General features: G+C 67.5%; 23 protein-coding genes. 11 read left to right on the top strand and 12 right to left on the bottom strand.

Features of this window, described 5'->3' with window-relative positions:
- Positions 1-79 precede the first annotated feature (79 nt).
- The 3 genes from DN412_RS28245 (at position 80) to DN412_RS28235 (ending at position 3,362) form a co-directional block, all read left to right on the top strand.
- Positions 80-2,065, top strand: coding sequence for a PhoX family protein (locus tag DN412_RS28245; RefSeq protein ID WP_115214592.1), 1,986 nt, complete (start codon positions 80-82; stop codon positions 2,063-2,065).
- A 114-nt stretch (positions 2,066-2,179) separates the two neighbouring features.
- Positions 2,180-2,719, top strand: a complete 540-nt coding sequence (locus tag DN412_RS28240; protein WP_115214591.1) for a GNAT family N-acetyltransferase — start codon at positions 2,180-2,182, stop codon at positions 2,717-2,719.
- A 25-nt stretch (positions 2,720-2,744) separates the two neighbouring features.
- Positions 2,745-3,362, top strand: a complete 618-nt coding sequence (locus DN412_RS28235) for a DUF938 domain-containing protein (protein WP_115214590.1) — start codon at positions 2,745-2,747, stop codon at positions 3,360-3,362.
- A gap of 15 nt (positions 3,363-3,377) precedes the next feature.
- On the opposite strand, the gene DN412_RS28230 is transcribed toward DN412_RS28235, so the two are convergent.
- The gene (locus DN412_RS28230; RefSeq protein ID WP_115214589.1) at positions 3,378-4,142 is read right to left on the bottom strand and encodes a sulfite exporter TauE/SafE family protein; all 765 of its coding nucleotides are present in this window, start codon (positions 4,140-4,142) and stop codon (positions 3,378-3,380) included.
- 192 nt (positions 4,143-4,334) lie between these two features.
- Here DN412_RS28230 and cysK point away from each other — a divergent pair, with 192 nt between their 5' ends.
- On the top strand, positions 4,335-5,252 hold the full coding sequence (gene cysK, locus DN412_RS28225) for a cysteine synthase A (protein ID WP_115214588.1): 918 nt from the start codon (positions 4,335-4,337) through the stop codon (positions 5,250-5,252).
- Here cysK and DN412_RS44115 read toward each other — a convergent pair.
- The 10 genes from DN412_RS44115 to fliF all read right to left on the bottom strand — a co-directional run bounded on the left by DN412_RS44115 (position 5,219) and on the right by fliF (position 14,980).
- Positions 5,219-5,950, bottom strand: a complete 732-nt coding sequence (locus DN412_RS44115; RefSeq protein WP_208647670.1) for a hypothetical protein — start codon at positions 5,948-5,950, stop codon at positions 5,219-5,221. The genes cysK and DN412_RS44115 overlap by 34 nt on opposite strands.
- A 172-nt stretch (positions 5,951-6,122) precedes the next feature.
- Complete coding sequence (locus tag DN412_RS28210) at positions 6,123-6,611, bottom strand: GFA family protein (RefSeq protein ID WP_115214587.1); 489 nt, start codon at positions 6,609-6,611, stop codon at positions 6,123-6,125.
- A gap of 84 nt (positions 6,612-6,695) precedes the next feature.
- Positions 6,696-7,358 carry a DNA oxidative demethylase AlkB gene (gene alkB, locus DN412_RS28205; RefSeq protein ID WP_115214586.1) on the bottom strand — a complete coding sequence of 221 codons (663 nt, stop codon included), beginning with the start codon at positions 7,356-7,358 and terminating at the stop codon, positions 6,696-6,698.
- A gap of 30 nt (positions 7,359-7,388) precedes the next feature.
- On the bottom strand, positions 7,389-7,805 hold the full coding sequence (locus DN412_RS28200) for a type II toxin-antitoxin system HicB family antitoxin (RefSeq protein WP_115214585.1): 417 nt from the start codon (positions 7,803-7,805) through the stop codon (positions 7,389-7,391).
- Positions 7,806-8,091: 286 nt separating this feature from the next.
- Positions 8,092-9,528 carry a flagellar hook-length control protein FliK gene (locus DN412_RS28195; RefSeq protein ID WP_115214584.1) on the bottom strand — a complete coding sequence of 479 codons (1,437 nt, stop codon included), beginning with the start codon at positions 9,526-9,528 and terminating at the stop codon, positions 8,092-8,094.
- Positions 9,529-9,564: 36 nt separating this feature from the next.
- Positions 9,565-10,023: a flagellar export protein FliJ gene (gene fliJ, locus DN412_RS28190; protein ID WP_115214583.1), complete on the bottom strand. Its 459-nt coding sequence runs from the start codon at positions 10,021-10,023 to the stop codon at positions 9,565-9,567.
- A complete protein-coding gene (gene fliI, locus DN412_RS28185; RefSeq protein ID WP_115214582.1) occupies positions 10,001-11,482 on the bottom strand; it encodes a flagellar protein export ATPase FliI in 1,482 nt (493 codons plus the stop codon). The genes fliJ and fliI overlap by 23 nt, the downstream gene beginning before the upstream one ends.
- Positions 11,475-12,293, bottom strand: coding sequence for a flagellar assembly protein FliH (gene fliH / locus DN412_RS28180; RefSeq protein ID WP_115214581.1), 819 nt, complete (start codon positions 12,291-12,293; stop codon positions 11,475-11,477). Before fliH ends, fliI begins: the two co-directional genes overlap by 8 nt.
- The gene (gene fliG, locus DN412_RS28175; RefSeq protein ID WP_115214580.1) at positions 12,280-13,290 is read right to left on the bottom strand and encodes a flagellar motor switch protein FliG; all 1,011 of its coding nucleotides are present in this window, start codon (positions 13,288-13,290) and stop codon (positions 12,280-12,282) included. The genes fliH and fliG overlap by 14 nt, the downstream gene beginning before the upstream one ends.
- The gene (fliF, locus tag DN412_RS28170; protein WP_115214579.1) at positions 13,277-14,980 is read right to left on the bottom strand and encodes a flagellar basal-body MS-ring/collar protein FliF; all 1,704 of its coding nucleotides are present in this window, start codon (positions 14,978-14,980) and stop codon (positions 13,277-13,279) included. Before fliF ends, fliG begins: the two co-directional genes overlap by 14 nt.
- 432 nt (positions 14,981-15,412) lie before the next feature.
- On the opposite strand from fliF, the gene fliE reads away from it, so the two are divergent.
- Entirely contained in the window at positions 15,413-15,736 is a 324-nt protein-coding gene (gene fliE, locus DN412_RS28165; RefSeq protein WP_115214578.1) for a flagellar hook-basal body complex protein FliE, read from the top strand.
- Between the two features lie 102 nt (positions 15,737-15,838).
- Here the strand turns inward: fliE and DN412_RS28160 are convergent, their stop codons facing one another.
- Complete coding sequence (locus DN412_RS28160) at positions 15,839-16,486, bottom strand: LbetaH domain-containing protein (RefSeq protein WP_115214612.1); 648 nt, start codon at positions 16,484-16,486, stop codon at positions 15,839-15,841.
- A gap of 227 nt (positions 16,487-16,713) precedes the next feature.
- Here DN412_RS28160 and DN412_RS28155 point away from each other — a divergent pair, with 227 nt between their 5' ends.
- The 6 genes from DN412_RS28155 to DN412_RS28130 are packed head-to-tail and all read left to right on the top strand — an operon-like array spanning position 16,714 to position 23,319.
- Positions 16,714-18,945 carry an O-linked N-acetylglucosamine transferase, SPINDLY family protein gene (locus tag DN412_RS28155; protein WP_115214577.1) on the top strand — a complete coding sequence of 744 codons (2,232 nt, stop codon included), beginning with the start codon at positions 16,714-16,716 and terminating at the stop codon, positions 18,943-18,945.
- Positions 18,942-19,712, top strand: coding sequence for a glucose-1-phosphate cytidylyltransferase (rfbF, locus tag DN412_RS28150; RefSeq protein WP_115214576.1), 771 nt, complete (start codon positions 18,942-18,944; stop codon positions 19,710-19,712). Before DN412_RS28155 ends, rfbF begins: the two co-directional genes overlap by 4 nt.
- A complete protein-coding gene (gene rfbG, locus DN412_RS28145; RefSeq protein ID WP_115214575.1) occupies positions 19,694-20,785 on the top strand; it encodes a CDP-glucose 4,6-dehydratase in 1,092 nt (363 codons plus the stop codon). The genes rfbF and rfbG overlap by 19 nt, the downstream gene beginning before the upstream one ends.
- A complete protein-coding gene (locus DN412_RS28140) occupies positions 20,782-21,333 on the top strand; it encodes a dTDP-4-dehydrorhamnose 3,5-epimerase family protein (protein ID WP_115214574.1) in 552 nt (183 codons plus the stop codon). The genes rfbG and DN412_RS28140 overlap by 4 nt, the downstream gene beginning before the upstream one ends.
- A complete protein-coding gene (locus tag DN412_RS28135) occupies positions 21,330-22,568 on the top strand; it encodes a class I SAM-dependent methyltransferase (protein WP_115214573.1) in 1,239 nt (412 codons plus the stop codon). Before DN412_RS28140 ends, DN412_RS28135 begins: the two co-directional genes overlap by 4 nt.
- Complete coding sequence (locus tag DN412_RS28130; protein WP_115214572.1) at positions 22,555-23,319, top strand: WbqC family protein; 765 nt, start codon at positions 22,555-22,557, stop codon at positions 23,317-23,319. Before DN412_RS28135 ends, DN412_RS28130 begins: the two co-directional genes overlap by 14 nt.
- Positions 23,320-23,329: the final 10 nt, after the last annotated feature.

The raw sequence follows: 23,329 nt of genomic DNA, 5'->3' as shown, positions 1-23,329 counted from the left end.
CAGGTGCCCGGTCCCGCCCGCGGGAGCGGCGCAAATACGCAGTGAACAACATATCCCTTCCTCTTCCCGGATCGAGAACATGCTTGAACAACCCAATGCTGGCCGCCGCAAGGCCCTGAAGATCCTGGCCGGCGCGCCGATGCTGCCGCTTGGCCTGGTCTCCGCCGGCCTGGTGGCAGGCTGCGGCGGTGGCGACGACGCTGTCGCCGCGCCCATTCCGCCAGCCCAGGCCGCCACGTTTACCACTGCCGAATTTGTTGGCATGAGCGCGCCGACGCTGGCCACGCCGGCCGCCATGGCGACCACCACGGTGGGCTCCAGCCTCAAGGTATCGTTCAGCGACGGCAGCAGCCAGACCTACAAGCTGGCTTTCCAGCCGTTCTTCATCACCGGCGACACTCTGCCGGACGGCAAGGGCGGCACCATCCTGGCCGGCGGCTACTACGACATCAACAACAAGCCGATTATTGACGCCTCCGTGGCCGGCAAGGAACGCCAGTTCTTCTCCGATGCGCCGGACGGCAGCTCGCTGTTGACCCTGGCCAACCCGACCGTTCCCGGCGTCAAGGGCAACACGGTGTTCGCGGTGGTGCAGTTCGAATACACCACGCGCAACCAGAACAATGTCAGCATGTACGGCCTGCTGCCGTCGCCGATCGCGGTGGTGACGCTGGACCAGGACCCGGCCACCGGCAAGCTGACTCCGGTCAAGTACCACAACGTCGACACCTCGGGCGTCAACGGCCTGTGGATCACCTGCGGCGCCAGCCTGTCGCCGTGGAACACCCATCTGTCGAGCGAAGAGTACGAGACCGACATGATGGACGCCAACGCGGTCAAGCAGCTGCAGGGCTACAGCCAGAACCTGTACGGCGATCCGGCCCGCGCCAACGCCTACAACTATGGCCACCTGCCGGAAGTCACGGTCAACCCGGACGGCACCGGCACCATCAAGAAGCACTACTGCCTGGGCCGCATCTCGCATGAGTTGGTGCAGGTCATGCCCGACGAGCGCACCGTGCTGATGGGCGACGATGCCACCAATGGCGGCCTGTTCGTGTTTGTCGCCGACCGCGCCCGCGACCTGTCCTCCGGCACGCTGTACGTCGCCAAGTGGAACCAGACCTCGGGCGTGGGCCCGGGCAGCGCCACGCTGTCGTGGATCAAGCTGGGCAGCGCCACCAGCGCCGAAATCCGCGCGCTCGTCGACGGCGGCATCAAGCTGGCCAACATCATGGACGTCAAGACCGCCGATCCGGCCGACGCCAGCTACACCCGCATCCTCTACAACGGCAAGGCGAACTGGGTGAAGCTGGTGCCGGGCATGGAAAAAGCCGCGGCATTCCTGGAAACCCACCGCTACGCCGCGCTGGTCGGCGGCAGCCTGGGCTTCACCAAGATGGAAGGCACCACGGTCAATATCAAGGACAAGAAGGCTTATTCGGCGATGTCCCGCATCGAGGCGAGCATGCTCACGGGCAATGCCGCCAACGCCGGCGACATCAAGGTGGAGGGCCCATACTCCGGCGCGGTCTATGAGCTGAACCTGAAGGGCGGCCAGGCCGACAAGACCGGCACGGCGATCAACAGCGAATGGGTGCCGGTCGACATGGCCGCCGTATCCGCGCTGATCAGCGAAGACCTGGGCGGCGGCAAGATGAAGCAGCAGGACGCGCTGGGCAATTTTGCCAACCCCGACAAGATTGCCACGCCGGACAATCTGAAGTTCTCGGAAAAGCTGCGCACGCTGTTTGTGGGCGAGGACAGCAACACCCACGTCAACAACTTCCTGTGGGCCTACAACGTCGACACCAAGGTGCTTAGCCGCGTGCTGTCGTGCCCGGTCGGCGCCGAATCCACCGGCCTGCATGCGGTGGACGAGATCAACGGCTGGACCTATGTGATGAGCAACTTCCAGCACGTCGGTGACTGGGAGACGCCGCTGCACGATATCGTGAAGGCACAGCTGGATCCGCTGGTGCGCGCCAACTACAAGGACCGCTTCGGTGCTGCAGTGGGCTACCTGACCGCCGATCCGACCGGCGTCAAGCTGGCCAAGGCCTGAAGCCTGACGGCATTGAGGCAGTGAGGTAGTGGGAGCGGCGGGCCAGGGCCCGCCGTTTTCAATGGGCCCGATCGGCTAACATGGCAGTTCCGGCATCAGCCAAGTCCGCCCGCCATGCCTGACCAGCTTCCACATATCCGCTCCGTACGCCTGACCCTGTTGCCCTTTCGCGGCGACGACGCGGCCGAGGCATTCGCCTGCATCACCCCGACCCTCGCCCGGTTCATGGACTGGGAGCCGGCGCCATCGCTGCCGGCTTTCCCAGCGGTCTGGCAAGGATGGCTGGCCAGCATGGCCGGCGGCTCGGAGTTCGTCTTCACCATTCGCCGCACCGATGACGGCCTGTCCCTTGGACTGGCCGGCCTCCATTTTGCCGACACGCCTGCGCCCGAACTGGGCATCTGGATCCGCGAGGACTGCCACGGCCATTCGTACGGCAGGGAGGCGGTGACGGCGGTGGCGGACTGGACAATGGCCAACTTGTCGCCGTCGCACCTGGTCTATCCCGTCGCTGAGCAGAACTGGCCCAGCCGCCGCATTGCCGAATCGCTGGGTGGCGTGGTCGTGGGGCAAACCACGACGCCCAAGTACGAGCGCCTGATCTACCGTATTCCGGCGCGCGGCGCCGCCAGCGCGCCGATTCTGCTACGCTAGACCTCCCCCCGCTGAGCATGCCATCATGACCGGCTCGACCCAAGACCCCGACGCACGCCGCATGGCGCCCGCCACCGAGCGCAACCGTGAACCCATCCTCGCGGTGCTGCGCAAGGTCCTGCCCGCCAGTGGCACGGTGCTGGAAATTGCCAGCGGCACCGGCCAGCACGCCGCGCACTTCGCGGCGGCGCTGCCGGGGCTGACCTGGCAGCCGAGCGATCCGGAAGCCGCCGCGCGCGCGTCGATTGCCGCGTGGACCGCGCATGCGGGCCTGGCCAATGTGCGCGCGCCGCTGGCGCTGGATGTCAGCCGCCAGCCGTGGGGCATCGACGCCGCGGATGCGGTGGTGTGCATCAACATGATCCATATCGCCCCGTGGGCCGCGGCCGAGGCGCTGTTCGCGGGCGCTGGCAAGCTGCTGGGCCCGGGCGGCGTGCTGTTCCTGTACGGTCCCTATCGCCGCGGCGGCGCGCACACCGCGCCCAGCAACGCGGCTTTCGACGCGCAGCTGCGCGCCACCGATGCCGACTGGGGCGTGCGCGACATGGAAGCCGTGATCGCGCTGGGCGAGGCGCAGGGCATGCGCTGCGACGAGCCGGTGCCGATGCCGGCCAACAATTTCAGCCTGGTGTTCCGCAAGTAAGCTGCCGTGCGCGCCTCAGCCGCGCACCAGCATCACGACGGCGGTGGCGATCAGGCACACCGCGAACAAGGCGCGCAGGCGCCGTTCCGGCATCCGGTGCGCCAGCGCCACGCCCCATGAGATCGTCAGCATGCCGCCCAGCGACAGCGGAATGCCGTTGGCCCAGTCGACATGGCCGGCATGGGCATAGGTGGCCAGCGCCACCACCGCCCCCGGGGTCACCAAGGCCAGCGCCAGGCCTTGCGCCGCCGCCTGGCGTAGCCCGAACAGGCTTACCAGCGCCGGTGCGGCCACCACGCCGCCGCCCACGCTGAAGAACCCCGAGAACACGCCGCCCACGACGCCCACCAGCGGAATCCAGCGCGCCGATACGCGTGCCTGTGGCGCAGTGGCCGCGCGCCCCGGCAGCAGCCGCCACAGGAAGTACAGCGCCAGCCCGATCATGAACAGCGCAAAGATGCGCCGCAGCAGCTGCGCATCCATGGCGGTGGCCGCGCGCGCCGAGAGCCAGGTCGCCAGCACCGCCGACAGGCCCAGCACCACTGCCGTGCGCAGGGCGATGTCTGCGCGCTTGCGGTATTGCCAGAAGCCGATCACCACGTTGGGCGCGATCATCACCAGCGCCGTGCCCTGCGCCAGCTGCTGGTCCATGCCGTAGAGCAGCCCCAGCGCGGGAATGGCGATCAGCCCGCCACCGATGCCGAACAGCCCACCCACCGCGCCGAGCACACCACCAAGTCCGAAGATCAGAAGGGAGGACAGCAGCGAATGGTCAGGCATCGGGGCAACGGGGACGCGGGGCAATGCGGGGATTTCAGGCCGGATTCTGGAGAAAGCGGGGGCAAGGCGGGGCGGCCTCAATGATACGCGAGCAGCCCGGTGGGCGCTTTGCACTAAAATCGCCCGGTCATTCGATCCTGCGGTGCCGCAGCCTTCCCGGCTGGCCGCGCCGCGCCCGCCATGGAGAACAAGATGAAGGTCCAGAACATCCTGCAGACGATCGGCAATACCCCGCATATCCGCATCAACCGGCTGTTCGGCGACGGCCATGAGGTCTGGATCAAGTCCGAGCGCAGCAATCCCGGCGCCTCGATCAAGGACCGCATCGCGCTGTCGATGGTGGAAGACGCCGAGCGCCGCGGCGTGCTCAAGCCGGGCGGCACCATCATCGAGCCGACCTCGGGCAACACCGGCATCGGCCTGGCCATGGTGGCCGCGGTCAAGGGCTACAAGCTGGTGCTGGTGATGCCGGACAGCATGTCGGTGGAGCGCCGCCGCCTGATGCTGGCCTATGGCGCCACCTTTGACCTGACCCCGCGCGAGAAGGGCATGAAAGGCTCGATCGCGCGCGCCGAGGAGCTGGTCGCCGCGACTCAGGGCGCATGGATGCCGCAGCAGTTCGAGAACCCGGCCAATGTCGACGTGCACGTGCGCACCACCGCGCAGGAAATCCTGAACGACTTCCCCGAGGGGCTGGACGTGCTGATCACTGGCGTCGGCACCGGCGGGCACCTGACGGGCTGCGCCAGGGTGCTCAAGGACAAGTGGCCGCAGTTGAAGGTGTTCGGCGTCGAGCCGGTGGCTTCGCCGGTGATCTCCGGCGGCGCGCCGGCGCCGCACCCGATCCAGGGCATCGGCGCGGGCTTTATCCCGAAGAACCTCGATACCTCATTGCTCGACGGCGTGATCCAGGTCGATGCCGAGCCCGCGCGCGAGATGGCACGCCGCTGCGCGCGCGAGGAAGGCATCCTGGTCGGCATCTCGTCCGGCGCCACGCTGGCCGCCATTGCGCAGAAGCTGCCCGAGCTGCCCGCCAACGCGCGCGTGCTGGGCTTCAACTACGACACTGGTGAGCGTTACCTGACGGTCGAAGGGTTCCTGCCTGCGTAAGTGCTCACGAGCGCCCGGCCTGTGTGGCCAGGGCGCTCAGAACGCGCTTCAGCTGGGGCGACGTGCCTTGGAACATGCTGTCGCAGCTGGGGGACAACAAGCGCATGCGCGGCTACTTCCTCGGGCAGTACCGCGACCGCAATGTGATCGAGGCACAGGTGGAATACCGGCTGCATATCGCCGGCCGGCAGGGGATGGTGTTCTGGGCCGGCACCGGGGCGATCGCGCCCAAGCCGGGCGACCTCGCCTCGACTCACTGGCTGCCCAATGCGGGCATCGGCTACCGTTTCGAGTTCAAGCCGCGCGTCAATGTGCGGCTCGATGCCGGCTTCGGGCGGCAAACACGCGGGGTCTATTTCCAAATCAATGCCATAGATGTCGAAGGCCAGCACATCGCGCTCGCGCATCCGGTGGTAGCGGTCGTAGGACCACTCCAGCGTCTCGAAATCCGTATTGCTGCCCAGCCCGAGCCGGTACACCGCGGCATTGGCGATCAGCGCCTGGCCGGAACAGGGATTGGGCCGGAAGTCGCGCGTGTCGTACGAGAAATGCGCTGTCACGCCCGAACTGAACACGTGCGGCCCGTTGGGGTCGGTGGCCAGCGCGCTGGCGGCGCCGCGCTCCAGGCTGTTGGCATCGTCGATCTGTACCGAGATGCCGGCGCCGAAGTAGGTGTTGGGCCGCACGCGCATCAGCATGCGCGGCTGCAGGAAGAACTCGCGCCGGGTATAGCCCTCTTTGTTGGCATCGTTGATGGCGCGGTCATAGCCGACTCCCTAATAGGAGGTCGGCATATTAACCACGGCGCCGGTGATCACGAAGCGGTAGCTGTCGTCGGCAAAGAAGGTGGTGTCATATCGCGCAAGCCGTTCAGCGCGATAACAAGCCGTGCCGCTTGTGCCAGTCCGCCAGCGATTCATCCGGCCAGGTGCGGCAGTGCACATGCCCTTTGCCCTTGGGTACGTCGACCCAGGGCGCGACAGAATCCAGCGCAGCCTCCACCACCTCGGGCGGGCGCGGCAGTGGTGTATCGATGGCCGACGCATGCGGATGCACCAGGTGCGGCCAGCGCGGATCCCACAGCCACAGTGCGCTGCCGCACTTCACGCAGAAGTGCCGCTGCGCGGGCGAGCGCCGCGCTCGCTTGCCGGGCTCGCGCAGCACCGCGTGATAGACCCCCAGGTGCTTGCGCCCGCGCACATGCAGCGTGGCGGCGTCACCGCCGAGGTTGATCGCATAGCCGCCACCGCCGGCAGTCTTGCGGCAGATCGAGCAATGGCAATGCATATAGGGATAGGGCGAATCGGATTCGAGCGAGAAGTGGATCGCGCCGCAATGGCAGGAGCCGTCGAGATGCATGATGTGGGCCTTTGCTTGGTGGCGTTCAGGACAGTCCATTGACTGTAGAAAACCCCCGGCAAAGTGCCAAGGCGGCGGTGACGGCTACAGCGCCTTGCGGAACGTCAGGTTGATGCGCAGCTGTCCCAGCAGCGGATGATCGCCATCGGCCAGCGGCGCCACGCCGTGGAAGGCCAGCCGCGACGGCCCGCCCCACACTACCACGTCCCCATGCGCCAGCCGCACCCGCTGCGGCTTGTCCGCGCGGCGCATGCCGCCGAACAGGAACACTGCGGGCAGCCCCAGCGATACCGAGACGATGGGCGCGCCATAGTCCCGCTCGTCGCGGTCCTGGTGAAGCGAGAGCCGGGTGCCGGGCGCATAGCGGTTGATCAGGCAGGCATCTGGTTCGAAGCCGGCAAAGCCCGCTTGCGCCGCGGCGGTGGTGGCCAGTTGCCGGAAGCTCGCCGGCATCTCCGGCCACGGGTTTGCGCTCAGCGGATCGATCGGGTCATAGCGATAGCCGCGCGCATCGGAGACCCAGCCGACGGCGCCGCAGTTGGTCATCGCCACAGACATCTGCAGGCCACCGGGAGTGACCATGTGCCGCCAGGGAGCCGTGGCAATGACGGCCTGGACGTCGGCCACCAGCACTTCGGCATCGGGCCGTGCCACGCCGCGCAGGACTACGGCGCCGTCGGCCAGCGGTTCGACGGCGGGGGTGGCAGGGCCGCTCGGTGGCAGGTCGTCGAACAGGTCGAAAGTCATGAGAGGGGGGGCGCGGGCGCCTTGGCGCGGTCAGGCGACCGTCAGTTCCAGCCGCTTCCCCAACGCCCGGAAGGCAGCCTCGATCGTATCGATCTTGGTCGCATGCTCCAGGTTGACGATACGCTGTACCTCTTGCTTGCGCGTCTGCAGCCGGCGCGCCAGTTCTGCCTGCGTCACCCCCTGCGCGAGCATCTCGTTGAGCAGCAGCACCTTCGCCGACACGCTCGCTGGCAGCTCGACCAGATGCTGGCCGCGTTTTGCCTTCGACGGCAGCGGCACCGGGCGGCCATCTTCGAAATAGAACTCCATGGCCGTGGCGAGCGCATCGGCGGCCATCTCGTGGGCCTGCTCGATGGTGTCGCCGCTGGTCAGGGCTTCGGGAATATCGGGAAACGACACGGCAAAGCCACCGTCGTCCGGGACGATGTTGGCGGGGAAACGCAGCATATTGGGACTCCTCCTGCGACAACGGATGCTCGGTGCATGGTAATCAAAAATGATTACCAATGCTAGCAGCAAGCCGTCAAATCCGGTTGCAGGATTGCGGGGTCAATGCGGGAGAGGGTTGGGGAGAGGGCTGGAGCATCGACGAAGTGAAGCGTGTCGGTCTGCCGGCGCCTGCCATCTCCCCCTGCCCCTCTCCCGCAAGCGGGAGAGGGGAGCAAGCCGACTGCATGCAGTCGCTGTCATGGCAGCCTTGCCGCAAGGTCACTACGCACTGCGCAGCGCGTGCTCAGGCAAACGTATCGATTTCACCACGCCCAAGCACTCGCGTGGGGCGAGCCGCTGCGCTGGCAGCTGGTGCTGGCTCAGCAGATACCAGGGTACCTGCACCGAAGGTGAACTGCCCCCGCCCATTCCCCGGCGCCTGCTGTTGCTGCCCGTTCCCATTGCCCGCCTGGCCGGCAAAGCCGTCCGCGCCCACCGAAGTCTGGCCGAGCTGGATGCCGTTCTCCGACAGCGCAGTGCGCAGGTGCGGCAGCGCGGCTTCCACCGCGGCGCGCACGGCCTGGTGGGGCGAGACGAACTGGGCCTGGGCCTGGTCGTTGACCACGTTGAGCACCACCTTCAGCGGTCCCAGGTTGGGCGGGTTCAACTGGAGCTCGGCGCTTTGCTGGCCTTGCGTGCCCAGGCGAATCATCTGCTGGCCGAGGGCCTGCGGCCACTGGCTGTCGTACAGCGGCGGGGCGACCACGGGGCGGCTGGCGGCAGCGGCCGCGGCGGCGGCTGCCGTCGGGGTTGGCTGGCCGGCCAGCGTGGCGGCAATGGCTTGTGTGTTGTCGGGGCTGGCCGCGGCGGTTTCGCTGGTATGGGCGGCAGCTTGTGCGGCGGCGAACGGCGTTGCCGCGGGTTTGGCATCCGGCGCGCCAGTGCTGGCAGCGAGCGGATCGGCGCGATGCTGGCCGATGCCGCTGTCAGGGCGGTTGTCCGAACCGCCGGCGTTCTGACCCGAGGTGTCCTGTGGCCGGGCGGCGAGCATGTGGCCCGCGACGGCCTGCGTGGCGCCGGCCTTGCCGTCGGTGCCTGCGGTGGCACCGGCCTGCATCGTGGCGCGCTGCGAGGCGATGGTGGCCAGCGTGTCGGCTACGGAAGGCTGTGCGGGTCGGGCTTCGGTGGTGGCCACGTGCAGTGTGTCCGGGGGGAGCGCGGCGGCCGCGGGGCTGGTTTCTGCCTGGGCATCCGTCGCCGTGGTTTGCGTGGCAGTTGCCAGCGCCGCCTGCAGTGCTGCGGCGCCGCCGCTGTCGGTAACGCCGGCAACAGCGGTGCCTGCCGCGCCGGCTGGCGTGGCGGCGGGGCTGGCGGGGCTGGCGGGGGCGGTGGCGGGAAGCATCAGCGCCAGTGCGGCAGCGGCTGCGGCGGTGGCGGCATCCGTCGGCGTTGCCGCCGCGGTGTCTTCCTGGTCCTCATCCTTCTTGCCGGCGGGCTTCTTGGCGGTCGTGGCGGCCTGCTGCGGCTTGGCGGCGTCGGCTTGCGCCGCGGCCGGGCGCGATGCGGGCTGGTCGCGCGCGGCCGTCTCCCGGGCGGCGGGCGCTGGCGCAGCGGCCTTGTTGCTGTCGCGGGCACGCGACAGCGCGTCGCCGAAGCCGCTGGCGGGCGCTTCGGCGGTGGCGCGTCTGGCGCCTTCTGCCGCATTGGCGGCGCTGCTGACAATCTGGCTGATATCGATCATGGTTGTTCGCTACGGGTGTGGCCTGGCCGATGATGCTCAGGCTTCGCTCAGGCGGCTGGCCGTGGTGCGGGCCAGGCGGGCGGCGTATTCGTCGTTGGCGTGCTGCTCGCGGCGCGCGGCGACCTGGTCTTCCTTCGCTTCGGCGCGCGCGATCAGCGTGTCGAACGAATTCAGGCGGCGCTTCTGATGCTGCCAGCGGTTGCGGCCGGCCAGCAGGTCCGCTTCGGCCTTGGCCAGCGCAGTGCCTTGCTGGCGGATGGCGTGGTCGAGCGAATCCAGGAAGCGCGAGAAATCCTGCCAGCGGCTGGAGGTCATGCCTTCGGCGGCCACCACTTGCATGCGCGCGCGGTACTCCTGGCGATACTGCGTGAGCTGGTTGAGCTGCTGCTCCGCCTGCGTGCGCAAGCCCTGCAGCCGCCCCAGCTCGCGCGCGGCGGTGTCGGTATCGGTCTGGGCCAGGTCAGCCAGCGTATTAAGCGGTGAATGCTTGAGCATGCTCACTCCTGTCGAAGAGGCGGTGAAGCTGGGCGATGGCGTCGTGGTAGCCGGCGCGCTCGTGGATATCCTGCTGCAAGAAGGCTTCCATGCGCGGGTGCAGCTGGATCGCCAGATCCAGTTCCGGGTCGTTGCCCGGCACGTAGGCACCCACGCTGATCAGGTCGCGGTTGCGCTGGTAGCGCGACATCAATTGCTTGAAGCGGCGCACCGAGCCGAACTGCTCGTTCGGGATCAGCGCGGTCATGGCGCGGCTGATCGACGCTTCGACGTCGATGGCAGGGTAGTGGCCCGCTTCGGCCAGGCTGCGCGACAGCACGATATGGCCATCCACGATGGCGCGCGCGGAATCCGCGATCGGGTCCTGCTGGTCGTCGCCTTCGGTCAGCACCGTGTAGAACGCGGTGATCGAGCCGCCGCCTTCGGGGCCGTTGCCGGTGCGCTCGACCAGCGTCGGCAACTTGGCAAAGACCGAGGGCGGATAGCCCTTGGTGGCGGGCGGTTCGCCGATGGCCAGGGCGATCTCGCGCTGCGCCATGGCGTAGCGCGTGAGCGAGTCCATGATCAGCAGCACATGCTGGCCCTGGTCGCGGAAGTACTCGGCCAGCCGCGTGGCATAGGCCGCGCCCTGCATGCGCAGCAGCGGCGAGGTGTCCGCCGGCGCGGCCACCACGACCGAGCGCGCGCGGCCCTCGGGGCCGAGGATGTTCTCGATGAATTCCTTCACCTCGCGGCCGCGTTCGCCGATCAGGCCGACCACGATCACGTCGGCGCTGGTATAGCGCGCCATCATGCCGAGCAGCACGCTCTTGCCCACGCCCGAGCCCGCGAACAGGCCCATGCGCTGGCCACGGCCGACGGTCAGCATGCCGTTGATGGCGCGCACGCCGGTGTCGAGCACGGTCTCGATCGGGGCGCGCATCAGCGGGTTGATCTGCTCGCCGGCCAGCGGCACTTCCATGGCGGCGGTGAGCGGCCCGAGCCCGTCGAGCGGCCGGCCCGCGGCATCCAGCACGCGGCCCAGCAGCCCGGCGCCGACCGGCAGGCGCTTGGAGCCCGGCTCGCGCGGCGAGGTGATGCCGGCCGGTTGCGGCGATGGCTCCAGCGGGTAGACGCGCGCACCCGGCAACAGCCCCACCACGTCCGATTGCGGCATCAGGTAGAGGCGGTCGGCGCCAAAGCCGACCACTTCCGCTTCCGCGGTGCGCGGGGCGTTGCTGTCAGTGGTGAACTGTCCAGCCGGGAGTTCGATCAGGCAGTCGCTGCCCACCGGCAGGCGCAGGCCCACGGCTTCCAGCACCAGCCCGGCGGCGCGCGTCAGCCGGCCGCAGCTGCGCTTGCTGTCGAGCCCGGCGATGCCGGCCGCGGCATTGTTCAGCGCGCCGACCCAGCGTTGCGTGTGGGCCAGTGCTGGGTCCGGTGTTGGCGTGGGCGAGGCTTGCGCGGTGGTGTCAGGCATGCGGCGGCTCCCACGGATCGTCGCGGCCCAGTGCCTTGACCACGCGGGTCCAGCGCGTGGGCAGCGTGGCGTCGCGCTCGCCGCTGGCGGCGCTGGCGATGCAGCCGCCGCGCGCCACCGACGGATCGGCGCGCACGGTCCAGCCGGCGGCGGCCAGTTCGCCGTGCAGGTGGGCTTCCACCAGCGCCACGTCGTCGGGGTGCAGCAGCAGCCTGGGCGATCCGGACAGCGCGGGCTCGCTGGTCAACAGCTCGCGTACCGCCGGCAGCAATACCGAGGGGTCTTCCGCCAGCGTCGAGCGCACCAGCTGGCGCGCCACGTCCAGCGCCAGCGACACCAGCGCGCGCGCGACCTGGTCGTCCACCCCGCCTAGCGCGCTGCGGAAGTTGCTGGCCAGCGCCTGCAACTGCGCGGCCTCGTTGCGGGCGGCTTCCAGGCCGCGCGCATAGCCCTCGCGGTGGCCGTCGCCGTAGCCCTGCGTCTGGCCCTGGGTGTAGCCCTGGGCATAGCCCTCCTTGCGCGCGCCTTCGCGCATCGCGTCGAGGGCCTCGAAGTCGATCGGCGGCGGTGCGGGTTCGGCGGGCATGGCGGCCAGGGCTTCTGGCGGCTCGGTATCCCGGGGATCTAGCGAGCCCATCTGCCAGCGCTGCCAGCCCGCCGCGCCGCCACGCGCGCGGCGCGGCGGCTCGAACGGCGCAAAGCCGCCAGGATCGGCGGCCATGCCGTTGCCGGCAAGGGAAGAGAGCGGGTCGCCGCGCTGTGCGCGGCGTGCGGCCTGGCCGCGCTCAGGGTTTGCCTCAGACATAGGCATCGTCGCCTCCGCCGATCTGCACTTCGCCCGCATCCGCCAGGCGTCTTACCACCTGCAGGATGGCCTTCTGCTCGGCCTCGACCTGCGACACGCGCACCGGGCCCAGCGCTTCCAGGTCCTCGCGCAGCATCTCGCCGGCGCGCGTGGACATATTGCGGATGAACTTGTCGCGCAGTTCCTGCGGCGCGCCCTTGAGCGCGACGATCAGCGACTCGGTGGCGATTTCCTTGAGCACGCGCTGGATGCCGCGGTCGTCGACCTCCAGCAGGTTCTCGAACAGGAACATCTCGTCGATGATCTTCTGCGCCAGGTCGCCGTCGTGCAGGCGCACGCCGTCGATGACAGCTTCTTCGTGCGCGGTACTCATCAGGTTGATGATCTCGGCCGCGGTGCGCACGCCGCCCATGCGGCTGCGCTTCAGGCTCTGGCCAGCCAGCAGCTTGGTCAGCACGTCGGTCAGTTCCTGCAGCGCGCCCGGCTGGACCCCGCCGAAGGTGGCGATACGCAGGATCACGTCGTTGCGCAGGCGGTCGGTGAACAGCCCCAGCACCTCGGACGACTTCTGGCGGTCCAGGTGGATCAGGATGGTGGCGATGATCTGCGGGTGCTCGTCGCGGATCAGCTCGGCGATCGCGGTCGAGTCCATCCAGTTCAGCGAGTCGATGCCGCCGCCCGGATCGCGCGATTCCAGGATGTCTTCGATCACCGACTGCGCGCGCTCCTCGCCCAGCGCCTTGTTCAGCACGCTGCGGATAAAGGCGCTGGAGTCCACGTTCAGCGCCAGGTACTGCTCGGTTTCGGCGCGGAACTCGCCCAGCACCTCGGCCATTTCCTCGCGGGTGACGGAGCTGAGCGTGGCCATGGCCGAGCCCAGCTCCTGCACTTCGCGCTGCGACAGGTGCCTGAACACCTCGGCCGCGGCATCCTCGCCGATCGCCATCATCAGGACGGCGCTCTTCTGCAGGCCGGATTCAGAGATGCCCTTAGCGGTTGTCATTGGCAATCCAGTTCTTGATCACGCTGGCGACCAGGCGCGGGTCGCGCTGTGCGGCGTCGCGCACCAGCGCGAGGTCGCTTTCATACTTGGCGGCAAGCCGCAGGATTTCCGGACTGGCCGGTTCCTCCGGCGGCAGCAGCACCGCCTCGGTTTCGTCCCTGGCCTCCGGCGCCGGCAGCGGCGGCGTGGTGTAGCGGCGCAGGATCGGCCGCGCCACCTTGAACCACGCGAACATGGCCAGCAGTGCCAGCAGCAGGTAACCCGCCAGGGTCTTGCCCAGTTCAATCATGTCGGGTTGCTTCCACAGGGGCAGTTCGGGCTCTGCCTTTTCGCGCTCGGTGGTGAACTGGCTGTTGACCACATTGATGGAGTCGCCACGGTCGGCCGAGAACCCCATCGCTTCCTTGGTCAGGTTCTGGATCTGCGCCAGCAGCGCCGGCGGCAGCGGTTCGGCCACGAGCTTGCCCTTGGCATCGGCCTGCTGGCGGTAATTGACCACCACCGCCACCGACAGCCGGCGCACGCCACCCGGTGCCTGCTGCACGTGGCGCACAGAGCGGTCCAGCTCGTAGTTGACGGTGGAGTCGCGGCGGTTGCTGCTCGGACCGCTGGAAGCGGTCGAGGTGGCACCCTGCGCCGCCTGGCCTGGCTGGCCGGCGGCCGGGGCGCCGGCCTGTCCGGGCGCCTGGCCCGCGCGCGGCGTCTGCGGCGTGGTCACGGGCGCGGCGGCGGCAGCAGGCGGCTGGTTCGACAGCGCACCGGGCACGCCGCCCGGGGGCGTCGCGCCCTGCTGCGTCGATTCGCTGGTCTGCTGGCTGCGGATGGCCGTGTGGGTCGGGTCCTGGTTGGGCTTGTAGCTTTCGTCGGTGTGCTCAACGATGGAGAAATCCACGTCGGCGGTCACCTGCGCGCGCACGTTGTCCTTGCCGACGATCGGCGTCAGGATCGCTTCGATGCGCTTCAGGTAGTTCTGCTCCAGCGCCTGCACATACTTGAGCTGGGTGGCGTCGAGCATGCGCTCGTTGCCGGTGTTCGACAGCAGGTTGCCGTGCTGGTCGACGATCGAGATCGACTTGGGCGTCAGTTCCGGCACGCTCGACGAGACCAGGTGGCCGATCGCCGCGACCTGGCCTTCATCGATGGCGCGCCCCGGGTACAGCTGCAGCACGATCGATGCGGTCGGTTTCTGGCGCTCGCGCACGAACAGCGTCGGCTTGGGGATGGCCAGGTGCACGCGGGCGGACTGCACCGCGGCGATCGACTCGATCGAGCGCGCCAGCTCGCCCTCCAGTCCGCGCTGGTAGTTGACCTGTTCGGCAAACTGGCTGATGCCGAACTTCTGGTTGTCCATCAGTTCCATGCCGGCCGTGCCGCTCTTGGGCAGGCCCTGCGAAGCCAGGCGCAGGCGTGTCTCATGCACTTTCTCTGCCGGCACCATGACCGCGCCGCCGCCTTCGGCGAACTTGTACGGCACGTTCATCTGCTGCAGCGATTGCAGCACCGCGCCGCCGTCGCGCTCGGACAGGTTGCTGTACAGCACCTTGTAGTCCGGGCTGCGCGACCACAGCACGCCCACCGCGATGGCGGCGGCCAGCGCCGCGCCGGCCAGCATCAGCGGCAGCTTCGGGTTGGCCTTCAGGCGCTCGAGCATTTCGGCCGGGCGCCCGGGCAGTGCCACTGCCGCGGTCATGCGCGTGCTCCGGATCCGGTGCCGCGACGCTCGCGACGGCACGGGCGATGCGGACCGCCTTGGTCGTCGGCTCGGCTCACGGCACGGCTCACATTACGCTGGAGAGAAAACACGCGTACTCCCGAATCGATGGTTGTCTGGTGATTGCCGGCACCCGCACAGGGGGATAACCCGCGCTTTTCCGGCACGGTGGCAATGATCGGCCAGACTTGAGCCCGACAATCCGGTGAATAGACCCGGTTTTTTGTCCGATTTCGGCCCATGGACCGACGCGGGCGGCGGGTACTCTGCGGGGGCTGAAACTGGGTGCGAACCGCCCGAGGCGTGCTTGCCGGCAGGCTGGCATGTGATGCAAGGGGGCGCGCGCCACAAGACGAACCGAGCCGGTACGCCGCCATACGACGAGCCACCGACGAGCCACCGACGAGCCAAATGACCACTATTTCTTCCATCGAGGGCATGCTGCAGCAACTGCGCGGGATGTCCCAGGTAGCCTCGGGCAACACCGCCAGCCAGTCCGCGGCCCCGGTCGGCGGCGGCTTCGCCGGCGAGCTGCAGCGCTCGCTGGGCCGCATCAACGCCGCGCAGGAGCGCGCCTACGGCCAGGCCGAGGCGTTCGAACTCGGCAAGCCGGGCGTGGCGCTCAATGACGTGATGATCGACCTGCAGAAGGCCAATGTGTCGTTCCAGACGGGGGTGCAGGTGAGGAACAGGCTGGTGGCGGCGTATCAGGAAATGATGAATATGGCGGTGTAAGCCGCCCGACCCGTATTGGAAAGCGACACAGCCGCCACACGGGCGGCTGTGTCGCTTTGGCCTGTGGAGCGCATCCCGCCGTGCCCGGCGGCGTGCCTTGCCTCAGACGCGAAATACGTCTTCGATCAGGTTCACGGTCGGCGGCCTGAACACCAGGTTGCCGCCATCGCCCCCGAAGACGATGCAATGCCCGGGCGTGTCGCGGTTGACCACTTGCGTGCCGATCGAGATCACGGAACGGTTTCCCACCTGGCTGCGCCCGATCACGCTGCTGCCCGGGTACATGACTACGCCTTCGCCCAGCACCGGCGCTACGTCATGGTTGCGCCCGACCGTGCAGTGCTGGTGCAGCACCAGGTAATTGCCATAGGTGGCCTTGGCGAGCACGATCCCGCTCGAATGCCCAAGCACAAAGATGTCGGGCATCTGGATTTCATAAAACATGTCGATGCCATTGAGCGCCTTGTTGAGCAGGAAGAGGCGCGTGGCTGACCCGGCGTCTTCTTCATTGCGCCAGATCGTGTTGGCCAGGTAGTACAGGAAGAGGCAATACTGGGCCGAATGCAGGTAGTTGAATTTTCCCTGCGGCCAGATGCGGTTGCCATTAAAGCATCGCTCCACCCTGCCCATCGCTTCGCTGAAATTGCGCGTGATCGCGGGCCTGATTTCGGCCCGGTCGGGGAAGAACGTGGCAATTTGCGCGCAGACGTACTCGATCAGGCTTGCGCGCGTGTGGTTGATCAACTCCACGGGGTTCGGGCTCCAGGTTGCGGTCGTGCGGCGGGCTGCCGCAATGCCGGCATGGCACGATGATCTGCGCTGGCGCAGGGCCGCCATTCAGGGAACAGAGCCGGATTTCCGGTCAAGCTCGTCTGATGACGGCCCGCGGCCCGCCTTTAGTCTGACGGCATAAATCGCAGGGAATCCGGCGGTGCAGGGGGCACCGCGCCCTTGCGGCCAACATCCGCCGCTACCCAATGCAGAAGAACAAACACGCGTCCCGGGCGTCGCGCTACCTGACCCAGGCAGGGGAGAGCTTTGCCGCGCAGCGCTTCGGCGACTGTATTCGCCAGGCCGAACGTGCGCGCGAGATCGACGGCATGAATCCGGAAGCCTGGTATTGGCTGGCACTCGGCAAGCTGAGCCTGGGGGATGCCGCCGCGGCTCGCGAGACCGCGGAAGCGGCGATGGCGAGATTCCCGGACGATTCCCGCTCGCGCATCCTTGCCGCCGAGATCCTGCTGGACCTTGGAGATTTCGGGCAGGCAAAGGCGATCATCGAACCCGTGCTCGCGCGTGATCCTTCGCAATGGGCCGCCTGGTCCAACTATTCCGCAATCCTGTACAGCCTGCAGGACTACCATGCCGCAAAGCGAGCCGCGCTCAAGGCGTTCGAGCTGAACCCGGGCGATGCGCGCGTTCTGTCGAACTATGCGAACGCACTGAAAGAAACCGGAGACGTCCCTGGCGCCGTGGCCGTGCTGCGCCAGGCGGTGGCCCGGGCGCCGCGATCGGAACTGGTTCGCTTCAACCTGATGTTCACGATGCTGTTCGATGAATCGACGACGGCATCGGGGCTGCTTGCGGAGGCCCGGCAGTGCGCCGCACTGATGACGCCGCCGGGCATGGGGGATCGGCCGCTGCCTGTGCCGGCCGACAACGGCCGCATCCGCGTGGGCTTGCTGTCCAACGACCTGCATGCCCACGCATGCGCCTACTTCATCGTGCCGTTCGTGGCGAATATCGACCACAGCCGCGTTGAGCTGTTCGTATTCAGTCTCAACGGCCACCACGACAACATCACGGCAAAGATCCGCCATCACGCGGACCACTTCATCGATGTCGCCGGCCGGTCCGCAGAGCAGGTGATCGCTACCGTTCGCGAGGCCGGGCTGGACGTGCTCTTCGACCTGGGCGGGTACACGCGCAATACCCCCCTGTATTACATGGCTCACCGGCTCGCGGTGAACCAGGTGACCTGGATCGGGTACCCCGGCTCGACCGGCATGCCGCAGATCGACTACCGCATCACCGACCCTGTCCTCGATCCCGAAGGATACGAGGCCAACTATAGCGAGCAGCTGCTGCGCGCGCCGGTGATCAGCGTGGCTTACCACCCACTGGTCGGGCGGCCGCTGGATGCCTATGCGCCGGCCTATCGGCCCCGTGCGACGCCGGCGCTGACCAATGGCTACATCACGTTCGGCTGCTGTATCAACCTCGGCAAGATCAGTTCGCGCACGCTGCGCCTGTGGGCCGCGGTGCTTGCCCGCTGCCCGGGCAGCCGGCTGCTGCTGGAATGCGCGGGGCTGGACAACGATGCCGTGCGGATGCCGCTGCTCGAGCGAATGGCCGTGGCGGGCATCGACGGCGACCGCGTCATCTGCGTACCCCGTCGTGCAGCCAACCAGTACGTGCTGTACCACGACATCGATGTGGTGCTCGATACCGCGCCGCTGACCGGGGGCGCCAATGCCTGCGATTCGCTGTGGATGGGGGTGCCCATTGTCACGCTGACCGGCAATGCCTGCCACGAGCGTGTGGCGACGGCCTTCGTGCGCGCAGTCGGCCTTCACGGGCTGGCTTGCGAGACAGAAGCGCAGTACGTGGACACCGCGGTTGCGCTGGTATCTGACATCGGCGAACTCAATGCGCTGCGCCAGTCGATCCGGCCGATGTTCGAAGGCAGCCCGCTGTTCGACGCGGCTGGCTACTGCCGCTGGCTGGAGGCGCAGATGGCGCGGTGGGTAGGCACCTATCGCCGGCCCGGCCAGATCGAGCTGCCGGCCGGAGAGGGCGTCTTCTTCGGCGGTCGCTGGCACAGTTTGCCGCAGATCATCCATGCGGTGGTTGCCGCGCTCGAATGTGGCGACCATTCCGCCCTGGAAAACGTACTGGAGAACATCTCTGCAAAATGGAGCAGGCACTGGCTGGTGGCCTATGCGCTCTCCGAGCTGCTCTATCGCCAGGGCGACCAGGTCGGCGCACTTGAACTGCTGATCGAGAGCGCAACGTTGCGCAAGTATTCGCTGCCGCTGTACAGGCTGCTGCTGGCCCGACTCGACGAATGCGGCCACGACAAGACCGCGCTCGCCGACTTCCTGCATGAGGCATTCGGGCTGGATATTGCCTACCTGGAAGCGCAGCCGGTTCCGTCGATCCATGAAATCGCCGGCACCCAGGTGCAGCGGGAAGAGGTGACGGCATGAAGGCGGTGATCCTGGCCGGCGGACTCGGCACGCGCATCTCGGAGGAGTCCCACCTGCGGCCCAAGCCGATGATCGAGATCGGGGGCAAGCCGGTGCTGTGGCACATCATAAAGACCTATTCCCACTACGGGATCAATGACTTCGTGATCTGCCTGGGCTACAAAGGGTACGTGGTCAAGGAGTACTTCGCCAACTACTTCCTGCATATGTCGGATGTGACCTTCGACCTGAAGCACAACCGGATGGAAGTTCACCAGCGCCACGCAGAGCCATGGCGGGTCACGCTGGTCGATACGGGCGAACACACCATGACTGGCGGCCGCATGAAGCGCGTGCGCGAATACCTGGATGAGGAGCCGTTCTGCTTCACGTATGGCGATGGTGTGTCGGATATCAATATCCGTGCCCTGCTCGACTTCCACCTCGCGCATGGCAAGCCGGCCACGGTTACCGCGATCCAGCCGCCGGGACGCTATGGGTCGCTGAAGATCGAAGGCACTTCGGTCGATCGCTTCCAGGAAAAACCGGCCGGGGATGGCAACTGGATCAATGCCGGCTTCTTCGTGCTGGATCCGTCCGTGATCGACCTGGTGAGCGACGACACCACTATCTGGGAGGACGAGCCGATGAGTCGGCTCGCCGCACGGGGCAGCCTGCAGGCATTTATGCACAACGGCTTCTGGCAGGCGATGGATACCCTGCGCGACAAGAACCATCTGGAGCAACTCTGGGCTGGCGGCAATCCGCCATGGAAAGTCTGGACGTGAGGCAGTTCGACAATATCTATGCTGGCCGGCGCGTCCTGCTGAGCGGCCATACCGGTTTCAAGGGCAGCTGGCTGGCGCAGTGGCTGGTGCAGCTCGGCGCGACGCTGACCGGCTTTGCCCTGGCTCCGGCCACGACCCCCAGTCACTGGCAATTGCTGGGCCTGCCGGCCACGGACTTGCGTGGCGATGTGCGCGACTTGCCTGCGCTCGATGCCGCGCTGGCGGGGAGCCAGCCCGAGATCGTGTTCCATCTTGCGGCGCAGCCGTTGGTGCGCCGCTCCTACCGGGATCCGCTGGAGAGCTGGTCGACCAACGTCATGGGGACGGCCAACGTACTGGAAGCCTGCCGGCGCCATCGCTGCGTGCGGGCAGTGGTGGTGGTCACCACCGACAAAGTCTATGCGAACCAGGAGTGGGCCTGGGGCTATCGTGAGAGCGACCGGCTGGGCGGCCACGATCCCTACAGTGCATCCAAGGCGGCGGCAGAGCTGGTCACGGCCAGCTATCGCCAGGGCTTCTTCTCGCAAGACGGTGCACCGCTGCTGGCGACTGCCCGCGCTGGCAACGTGATCGGGGGCGGCGACTGGTCGGAAGACCGCCTGATCCCCGACCTCGTTCGCGCCAGCAGCCGCGGCGAGACGCTGGAGATCCGCTCGCCCCATGCCACACGGCCGTGGCAGCACGTACTCGATTGCATGGCCGGCTACCTGCTGCTGGGCCAGCGGCTGCTGGAAGGCGACCATGGCTGCGCGACAGCCTGGAACTTCGGGCCGGCCGCGCAGGACAACCGCAGTGTCGAGGCAGTCCTTGCCCTGATGCAGGTGCATTGGCCCGCGCTGGCATGGCGTGTGTCTGATGCACCGCAACCGCACGAAGCCAGCCTGCTGTATCTCGACAGCTCTCTGGCCAGGTCAAGGCTTGGCTGGCAGCCCGCCTGGAACCTCGGGCAGGCGCTCGCCGCGACGGCTGCGTGGTATCGCGAACACGCTGACGGTGACGCGCCGACGCGCCGGCAGTTGGACGCATATATCGCGGCAGCGGCCGCCGCCGGCGTGAACTGGGTGGCCGCATGAAGCTGACTCCACTTGCCATCCCGGGTGCAGCGCTGGTCCAGGGCGAGCCCTTTGCGGACCATCGCGGCGCGTTCGCGCGCCTCTTCTGCGTGGATGCGCTTGCCGAGGTGCTGGGCCCGCGCCGCGTGATGCAGGCCAACCATTCGCGCACGCGTGAAGCCGGTGCGATGCGCGGGCTGCATTTCCAGCATGCGCCGCATGCCGAGATGAAACTGGTGCGTTGCCTGCGCGGCCGCGTCTGGGACGTGATGGTGGATCTGCGCGCAGGATCGCCGACCTTCCTGCAGTGGCATGCCGAAGAGCTGAGCCCGGACAATGCCCGCATGGTCGTGATTCCGGAAGGCTGTGCGCACGGGTTCCAGGTGCTCGACCCCGACAGCGAGCTGCTGTATCTGCATACTGCACCCTTTACGCCACAGGCCGAAGGCGGGGTACGCCACGACGATCCCGTGCTTGGCATCCGCTGGCCGTTGCCCGTGGCCGATATTTCGGCACGCGACCGTTCCCATCCGCTTCTCAGTGCCGGCTTTGCCGGCCTCCAGCCATGAATTGCCGCCACTGCAATGCCGCGCTCGACCATGTATTCCTGGACCTTGGGTCCGCGCCGCCTTCCAATGCCTATCTGACTGCGTCCGACCTGCGGGCGCCGGAAACCTGCCTCCCGCTCAGGCTGCATGTATGCTCGCACTGCTGGCTGGTGCAGACCGAAGACTACGCACGCGCCGACGAGCTGTTCAGCCGCGACTATGCGTACTTCTCGTCGACGTCGCAGACCTGGCTGGCCCACGCGGCCGCCTACGCGAGCCAGATCACGCGCCGCCTCGATCTGGGGCCGAAGAGCTTTGTCATTGAAGTGGCCTCCAACGACGGCTACCTGCTGAAGAACTTCGTCGCTGCCGGCATTCCGTGCCTGGGCATCGAGCCGACGGCCAGTACCGCACAGGCGGCGGAAGCCATCGGTGTGCCGACGCTGTGCGAGTTCTTCGGGCAGGCGCTGGGCGAACGGCTGGCGTCGGAAGGCAGGCAGGCCGATCTGATCGCCGGCAATAACGTCTTTGCGCATGTGCCGGACATCAACGACTTCACGCGTGGGCTCAAGGCTGCCCTGAAGCCGGGCGGGACGATCACGCTGGAATTCCCCCACCTGATGCAGTTGATTGCGCAGACCCAGTTCGACACCGTCTACCACGAGCACTTCTCGTACCTGTCGTTGCAAACGGTGCAGCGGATCTTTGCGTCCGCCGGGCTGCGCGTGATGGATGTCGACACGCTGACGACCCACGGCGGCAGCCTGCGTGTCTATGGCGGCCACGCCGATGACGCGCGCCCGCCCAGCGCTGCGGTGAAGACGCTACTTCAGGCCGAGGAAGCCTTCGGCTTGCGCCGGGTCTCGACCTACCTGAACTTCCAGGCGCGCGCGGATGCCGTCAAGGATGCGCTTCTCACGTTCCTGATCGCGCAGAAGCGCGCGGGGCGCCGCGTAGCGGCCTACGGTGCGGCAGCCAAGGGCAATACGCTGCTCAACTATGCCGGCGTGCGCCCCGGCCTGCTGCCATTCGTCTGCGATGCGGCGCTGTCCAAGCAGGGCCGCTACCTGCCGGGCAGCCGCATTCCGGTGGTCGCACCGGCGCAGTTGCGCGCCTCGCGCCCGGACATCGTGCTGATCCTGCCATGGAATATCGCGGACGAGGTGCGGGATCAGCACGGCTATGTGCGCGAGTGGGGCGGGCGCTTCGCGGTGGCCGTGCCGGAGATCAGGATGCTGGACCATGCGGGTGCCTGACGTGCCGCAGGCGGACCATAGCCTGGTGATCTCCCAACCCATGCTCTTTCCGTGGGTCGGCATGCTGGAGCAGATCCGGCTGAGCGACACATACGTCTTTTACGATGACGTCCAGTTCTCGACCGGACCGGCGAACCGTGTCAGCCGGGTGCAGGTCAAGACCCGGGACGGCATGCGCTGGATGACGGTGCCGTTGCGCGGCCGGCACCTGGGCAGCCTGATCGGCGGGCTGGAGCTGGACGATCGCACCGACTGGCGAGGCAAAGGCCGCGACCTGTTGCGCCATGCCTATGCCGGTGCGCCATATGTGCAGGACATGTTGGCGCTGGTTGATGAGGTGTTCTCCGCGCCGGCGCGATACCTGTCGGAACTCTCGCGCGCATCCACCATGGCACTGGCGCGTTACTTCGGGCTCGATGCCGGCAGGTCCTTCTTGGATTCGTCTGCGCTGGGCGTAGCCGGCCACAGCAGCCAACGGGTCTTTGCGCTATGCCAGCGGCTGGGCGCCACACGCTACGTGACCGGGCATGGCGCGAAGCATTATCTGGATCACGAACTGTTCGAGCGGGCCGGCGTCGCGGTGGAATACATGGACTACCGGCTGAGCCCCTATTCCCAGCGCCACGGCGAATTTACCCCCTATGTCACCGGGCTTGACCTGGTGGCCAACTGCGGACGCGACGGTGTGCGTCATATCTGCTCGGGCACCATATCGTGGCGCAGCGTATGCGCGAGCGGTGCGGCTGCCTGACCCAAACCAA

This window comes from Cupriavidus lacunae, from assembly GCF_003353055.1.
GTDB classification, from domain to species: Bacteria; Pseudomonadota; Gammaproteobacteria; order Burkholderiales; family Burkholderiaceae; genus Cupriavidus; species Cupriavidus lacunae.
This window is presented reverse-complemented; position numbering and strand designations above follow the sequence as displayed.

Bases quoted from the DNA above. Each gene is read 5' to 3' on its own strand.
- fliJ (WP_115214583.1), bottom strand. From the start codon at position 10,023: ATGCTCAAGCATTCACCGCTTAATACGCTGGCTGACCTGGCCCAGACC.
- DN412_RS44115 (WP_208647670.1), bottom strand. From the start codon at position 5,950: ATGCTGATGCGCGTGCGGCCCAACACCTACTTCGGCGCCGGCATCTCG.
- DN412_RS28155 (WP_115214577.1), top strand. From the start codon at position 16,714: ATGCAGAAGAACAAACACGCGTCCCGGGCGTCGCGCTACCTGACCCAG.
- DN412_RS28195 (WP_115214584.1), bottom strand. From the start codon at position 9,528: ATGATCGATATCAGCCAGATTGTCAGCAGCGCCGCCAATGCGGCAGAA.
- DN412_RS28245 (WP_115214592.1), top strand. From the start codon at position 80: ATGCTTGAACAACCCAATGCTGGCCGCCGCAAGGCCCTGAAGATCCTG.
- fliF (WP_115214579.1), bottom strand. From the start codon at position 14,980: ATGACCGCGGCAGTGGCACTGCCCGGGCGCCCGGCCGAAATGCTCGAG.
- fliI (WP_115214582.1), bottom strand. From the start codon at position 11,482: ATGCCTGACACCACCGCGCAAGCCTCGCCCACGCCAACACCGGACCCA.
- fliG (WP_115214580.1), bottom strand. From the start codon at position 13,290: ATGACAACCGCTAAGGGCATCTCTGAATCCGGCCTGCAGAAGAGCGCC.
- DN412_RS28135 (WP_115214573.1), top strand. From the start codon at position 21,330: ATGAATTGCCGCCACTGCAATGCCGCGCTCGACCATGTATTCCTGGAC.
- DN412_RS28130 (WP_115214572.1), top strand. From the start codon at position 22,555: ATGCGGGTGCCTGACGTGCCGCAGGCGGACCATAGCCTGGTGATCTCC.
- DN412_RS28230 (WP_115214589.1), bottom strand. From the start codon at position 4,142: ATGCCTGACCATTCGCTGCTGTCCTCCCTTCTGATCTTCGGACTTGGT.
- DN412_RS28210 (WP_115214587.1), bottom strand. From the start codon at position 6,611: ATGCATCTCGACGGCTCCTGCCATTGCGGCGCGATCCACTTCTCGCTC.
- fliE (WP_115214578.1), top strand. From the start codon at position 15,413: ATGACCACTATTTCTTCCATCGAGGGCATGCTGCAGCAACTGCGCGGG.
- DN412_RS28240 (WP_115214591.1), top strand. From the start codon at position 2,180: ATGCCTGACCAGCTTCCACATATCCGCTCCGTACGCCTGACCCTGTTG.
- rfbF (WP_115214576.1), top strand. From the start codon at position 18,942: ATGAAGGCGGTGATCCTGGCCGGCGGACTCGGCACGCGCATCTCGGAG.
- DN412_RS28235 (WP_115214590.1), top strand. From the start codon at position 2,745: ATGACCGGCTCGACCCAAGACCCCGACGCACGCCGCATGGCGCCCGCC.
- alkB (WP_115214586.1), bottom strand. From the start codon at position 7,358: ATGACTTTCGACCTGTTCGACGACCTGCCACCGAGCGGCCCTGCCACC.
- DN412_RS28140 (WP_115214574.1), top strand. From the start codon at position 20,782: ATGAAGCTGACTCCACTTGCCATCCCGGGTGCAGCGCTGGTCCAGGGC.
- cysK (WP_115214588.1), top strand. From the start codon at position 4,335: ATGAAGGTCCAGAACATCCTGCAGACGATCGGCAATACCCCGCATATC.
- DN412_RS28200 (WP_115214585.1), bottom strand. From the start codon at position 7,805: ATGCTGCGTTTCCCCGCCAACATCGTCCCGGACGACGGTGGCTTTGCC.
- fliH (WP_115214581.1), bottom strand. From the start codon at position 12,293: ATGCCTATGTCTGAGGCAAACCCTGAGCGCGGCCAGGCCGCACGCCGC.
- rfbG (WP_115214575.1), top strand. From the start codon at position 19,694: ATGGAAAGTCTGGACGTGAGGCAGTTCGACAATATCTATGCTGGCCGG.